5 protein-coding genes are annotated in these 5,775 nt (G+C 40.0%); all 5 read right to left on the bottom strand.

Annotated features, from left to right (window positions below; genetic code table 11):
• Window positions 1-284: 284 nt before the first annotated feature.
• The gene (gene cax / locus PX481_RS11515; RefSeq protein ID WP_012265049.1) at window positions 285-1,370 is read right to left on the bottom strand and encodes a calcium/proton exchanger; all 1,086 of its coding nucleotides are present in this window, start codon (window positions 1,368-1,370) and stop codon (window positions 285-287) included.
• The gene (locus tag PX481_RS11510; protein ID WP_288027443.1) at window positions 1,367-1,828 is read right to left on the bottom strand and encodes a cupredoxin domain-containing protein; all 462 of its coding nucleotides are present in this window, start codon (window positions 1,826-1,828) and stop codon (window positions 1,367-1,369) included. The genes cax and PX481_RS11510 overlap by 4 nt, the downstream gene beginning before the upstream one ends.
• Window positions 1,829-2,079: 251 nt before the next feature.
• Complete coding sequence (locus PX481_RS11505; RefSeq protein ID WP_002757875.1) at window positions 2,080-2,388, bottom strand: DUF6679 family protein; 309 nt, start codon at window positions 2,386-2,388, stop codon at window positions 2,080-2,082.
• Between the two features lie 949 nt (window positions 2,389-3,337).
• Entirely contained in the window at window positions 3,338-4,591 is a 1,254-nt protein-coding gene (locus PX481_RS11500) for an ATP-binding protein (RefSeq protein WP_288027445.1), read from the bottom strand.
• A 1-nt stretch (window position 4,592) separates the two neighbouring features.
• The coding region (locus PX481_RS11495; RefSeq protein ID WP_288094610.1) for a tetratricopeptide repeat protein at window positions 4,593-5,775 on the bottom strand (1,183 nt) is incomplete at its 5' end.

Below are 5,775 nucleotides of genomic sequence, written 5' to 3'. Positions count from 1 at the left end.
CCAACGGGGGGTTTGGGTAGGGTTGATTCATGAATCAACCCTACGATGAATCAACCCTACGATGAATCAACCCTACGATGAATCAACCCTACGATGAATCAACCCTACGATGAATCAACCCTAGGGGTTTGGGGGGTAGAACCCCCCAAAAGCTTGGATTGAGGGAAAAAATCGAAAGTAATGCCCGACTTTAGCAGAGAGTTTCCCCTTAAAAATCCCAACTTAGTAGATTTACAAAAATGAGATGCACCCAATCTCAGAAAATACCTAAATCTCTTTTTTGGCTAGGCGGGATGGTAATAAAAAGCCACTGCCAAGATTAAATAGGTGGCTAGTAATAGGGTTCCATCTAACCAATTGGAACGACCGGTAAAGCTGATTAAATTAGTAACAATCACCGCTACAATCAAAGCCACCACATTAAAGGGATTAAAATTTAAATCCATCGGTTGCTGCCAAAATTGACCGATAAAAACTAATAAAGGTGCCACGAATAAAGCCACCAATAAACTATCCCCCATCGCCACGGAAACCGTTAAATCCATCTGATTTTTTAGGGCTAATTGAGTGACGGTAACTATTCCAGAAACATCGCTAATTAAAGGAATGAAAATCACCCCGATAAAGAGAGGAGTGAGATTAAATCCTTCCATCACCGATTCCACTACATCAACAAATAAATCCGACTCATAAGCTACAGCTACGGTGGAAGTAAGCAGCACAAGTAACCAAATCCAGACTTGAGCTTTTTCTTCCTCACTAACCTGATTGTCGGGGGTATTTTCATTACTTAATCCCACTTCGTAGAGATAGCTATGGGTTTTGAGGGAAAATAATAAAGTTAACCCGTAAACTATTAATAAAACCGTGGCGGTGACTAGGGAAAGACTGAGAATATCGGCAACTTCCACCACGTTAGAAGTATATATTACCAAAGTTGGTAAAGCGATCGCTATTACTGCTAAAGTCATGGAAGAACCATTTACCCGCGCTAAAATCGGTTTAAATTCCTGCTCTTTGTAGCGAATTCCTCCCGTGAGCATTCCCATGCCCATAAATAATAATAAGTCGCTGAGAATACTACCGGTAATACTGGCTTGTACGATGTCCACCAAGCCTTTTTTTAGGGCAATTAAGGCAATAACTAAAGTGGTAGTATTGCCGAAGATAGCATTAACTAATCCTCCCAAAGTTGGCCCGGTGACTACGGCAACTCTTTCCACGGCCGTACTTAACCAAATTGACAGGGGAATGATCGATAAAGCGGCAGTGATAAAAATAGCTTGATCTCCCCAATTAAGACGACTAGCGACCACCGATAGGGGAATAAATAATAGGAAAGCAAAGGAGACAATTTTTCTTAAATTCATGGGTTATTAATGGCGATTTCCCCCACCATTCCCGCTTCAGCATGACCCGGAATAGTACAGATTAATTTATACTTACCGGTTTTGAGAGGAACTATTACCCATTCTGCTTGTGCATTAGGTTTTAATTCTAGTTCGTGAATCGCCCCTTTAATCTCCACTTTTCCCGCTTCAACTTTCTGCGTCCAACTAGCATCAGCGAAGTCTTTTGCGGTAAAATAATGTTTAGTGGGACTGGGATTATCGAGAATTAATTTGTATTTTTGTCCGGCAATAAAGTCTAATTGACTAGGAAAGAATTTTAATTCTCCTTGCCCGGAGCCTAGACTAATTTTAACTTCTAGAGGGGCGGATCCGGCGCAGGCCGGAAAAGTCACTAACCAACAACTAATTAAAACTATTACTACTGCCACAAATTTTTGATAGATATCCTTGCCAGCGAAGTAGGGATTAGAATTCATTTTGCTCCTCCAGCTTATAATAGAGAAAATCTGGCGGCTTTTAAGTAGCTAGACACAATCAATTACACATATCTAACTACTTCTTGCCTTTTGCCTATCCTAACCAAGAAATTAATTTTGCACAACTACTTAGGATAATTTTACAACAAGTGGTGATTATTACTGGCTCTCTTCCCTTCCATTCCCTAAAAGTCCCTTGGCCATGGTTAAAACCGCGGGACTTCTAGCCACTGTCAGTTAAATCGACAAAATTAATCTAAGCTATCGGGAGAATGGGGATAAAGTTGTTCTGCTTCCGGACAATCTTCCGAGACATTAATATCAGGATTCGTCCGCGACACCGATGCCAGTTTTCTGCTCACCGCACCGATACTTTCTAAACGCACCATTTCTTCCCAAGAACTAATTTCGTCTTCTTCTTCTGTTTCGTAGCGAATGGTGACGAGATCGCTTTCTAGATCGACAATACGAGCATTATCAATCCATCTTTGCTGATCGCGCAAGAAAATGCAGACTTCCTGACCATCCATACAGAATTGATAAATCTTGCGGTGTAACATAAATTGCTCCTAAACAGCTTCTTTTGTTGAATTCAACTAACGGGAAGTGACAAAATGCCAATCTCAGCAATAGCTCAAAAATTCCCGCGGATAACACAAAAGGGAGAAAAATTCCGCTAGCAGTGGCAAGAATGGGAAAGGAAAGTCAGGTTTCCGGTTTGGGGCTACGTTCTTCAAAGACATCGATTCGATTAATAGACGGCCTCGGCGATCACTAAAAAATCGCCCTTATAGAGTCATTGTGACATAAATTTTCACTTCCTAACAGTATTCCTGGATGGAATCGGCAATAAGGTTTAGGGATGAGGTTATGCCATTTTTCTTTATTCATGGCAGGCATTCTACACCCCTCTCGCGCCCCTCCAACCCCCCACATCGGTAGGGTAGGGGGAGTTGGGGGGTGAGGGCAATTAACCATATCTGCCATTACTTTTGAAAAATGCTATCAGTACCGTCCCCTTTCCAACCCCGAAAAATAGCTATAGACGCTCTGTCATCTTGGCAAGTCATGGGCCATCGCTCGCCACTTGATTCCGTTGGCCGATAGATAGGGTTTGCTGAAAAAGTAGGGGCGAAGCATTCGGATAGAAAATCTACGGTTTCAGCGATAGGTTATGCCAAATGCTTCGCCCCGACAGGACGCGATCGCCGCTCAAGATGCCAGGTTTTTGAGCCACTAGCTGGAAAATCTTGCAGCTGCTTGGCCAAACAGTCCCCCAAACCCCTTACCTCGTCTATATTTCACATTTATTCAGCCAACCCTAAATAAAAAATGGCTGTGAGCTTATAGCTACTTCAGGGTAAGCGCATCTTAAGGATCCTTGACAAAATGAACTTTATGTGAGTTGCTTACCCACGATTCAGGCATATTTGAGGAGAATTTGCCATCTCAATTGTTAATAGCGTTTGAGATGCGCTCACCTTGTACATCGAAGGAGCTATTTATTATTTACTCAGACTGAGACTCAGGGGGTAACTTAGGTTGAAATAATTGGGAAGGAACAAAACGAAAACCGCTTTGATCTTCTTGACGAATTAATAATCCTTGTTCTTCCATCGATTTAAGTTGGGGCAAGAGAGCAACAAAGGTTATAGCATCAAGTTTAGCCAAAGTTTGATCAGAAATATTCTCACTAATGCCACCGGCTTGATGAGCAACGTATAATAAATGACGAAACTCAGGACGTAAGGAATAAGTAAAGTGTTCTTGAAGGATTTGCCAAATTGAATAAAAAGCAGTTTCATCAATAATTTCATATCCTTCTGAAGCAGCTTGCCGTAATACTTTTTCACAGATAGTATTCAGTTCTCGAGGAATTCCTTGAGCGTAACCCGTAATTAAATTGATGACTTCCTCTGTGAAAGGATAGGTATCATTTCGCTGTTCGTTTCTGGCACTATTAAGATAATTAATAGCAATGTGACGTAAATCATCCTGACTCATGGGTTCAAGGGGAATATCTTCAGAAAAGATACCAAGGGCTTTTAAGGTTGCTTCTTGAAGCTCGGTAAAGCCTCTTCCTGTCATGATAAATCCCCGATGTTTTCCCATCCGAAAGAGATCTAAACTACTTTCTAAAATTGTCTGGACAACAATGGGATCTTTTTTGTCAAAATCATCAATAGCAATAACAATACGAGAATAAATTTCTTCGGCTCTATTTAATAACCGAATGAGTAGAGGATACGGGTCAGCATTGGCGGTGGGAGTCAGTTGATTAGCAGGGGATTCTTCCTTTTTGCCAAAGGATAAAAAGCCTAATTTAACTTGTCCTTCAGTAGTGGTTTTATTACGTTGAATAGAATACCCTAAAAGCGTATTAGCAATGTCTCTTGATTCTTGATCACTATCCGCTAAACTATCGGCTACAGCTAATAATAAAGCACGATAAAATTCCGTGGAACTTTCCCCAGGAATGCTACTCAAATAAAGCACTAACATTTTTTCATTTAGTTCCGCTACTTCCTGTTGTAACTGATGAATTAAATTAAAAATCAAAGCAGTTTTACCAATACCCCAAGCTCCCCTAACTAGGATATTACGTCCTTCATAGAGGGTCGGAATAACGACATCTAAAACTTGATCGCGTCCATAAAAAATCTTTGCTAATTTTTCGGGATCATCGGGGGGAGTTGGTCGAAAAGGATTTTCTATAAGTCCCCATTTTTTGAGAGTTGATTGATAACGGCTGAGTCTTGTCATTTTAAGCAGATTGTAGAATTTTTAGTAGATGATTAATTTCCTCTAGTCGTTCCTTATCATTGTTTTCTTGATAATATGTTTGTGCTTCTTTTAAATGACTACAAGCTTGGGAAATCTTGCCAATTTGTATTTCTAGATTGCCCAGTGCAGTTGTCACAGAAGCCACATTATCTTGATCACCCAAACGACGGAATAGACGTAAAGAATCTTTAAAATAAAGTCTTGCCTGTTCGAGCCTACCAGTGCGATGATAGAGACGGGCAAGTTCCAATAAAATTGGAGCCAAACTACTAATATCCTTTTGTTTTTGATAAAGTTGCTGACAATTTTCTAAGTGTTCAATAGCTTCTGTATAATATCCGCCCTCAAATAAAGCTTTTCCTAATTGATAGGAATAGTTAAAATATAAGGTTTTGTCTTCGGTTTTTTCAATAATTTCTCCAGCTTGTTTATAAGAGTTAATTGCTTGTTGAATGTCTGCCACTTTACCAAGAAGTTTAAATCGTTCTCTGAGAGTATTGGCTAAATTATATTGTGTCTCTGCCCAATCTCTTGGAAAGGCTTGACGGGTATAAATTTGTAAGGCTTCTTGATAACAGACAATTGCATTTTCGATATTCTCGGCTTTATTGCCTCTAATTCGTTCACTATAAGCATTGCCTAAATTATTTTGAGTAGTTGCCCAGTCAAGAGGAAAGACATCAAAAGTACGAATTTTTAACGCTTCTTGATAACAGAAAATTGCGGTTTCTATATTCTCTACTATATCTCCTTGGATTCTGTTTTTGTAAGCACCACCCAGATTATTTTGTGTTACTGCCCAATCTTGAGGAAAAGCATCACGGGTCAACACTTCTAAAGACTGGTTGTAAGCAACAATAGCTAACTCTAGATTATCTGCCCTTTCCCCTCTGATGCGATGTCTATAAGCATTCCCCAGATTATTTTGTGTCCTTGCCCATTCATAAGGAAAAGCATCACGGGTATAGACTTCTAAAGACAGGTTATAAGCAACAATAGCTAACTCTAAATTTTCTGCCCTTTCCCCTCTGATGCGTTGACTATAAGCAGCACCCAGATTATTTTGTGTCCTTGCCCATTCATAAGGAAAAGCATCACGGGTATAGACTTCTAAAGACAGGTTATAAGCAACAATAGCTAACTCTAAATTTTCTGCCCTTTCT

It is taken from the genome of Microcystis sp. M53603_WE2, assembly GCF_030065435.1.
This window is presented reverse-complemented; position numbering and strand designations above follow the sequence as displayed.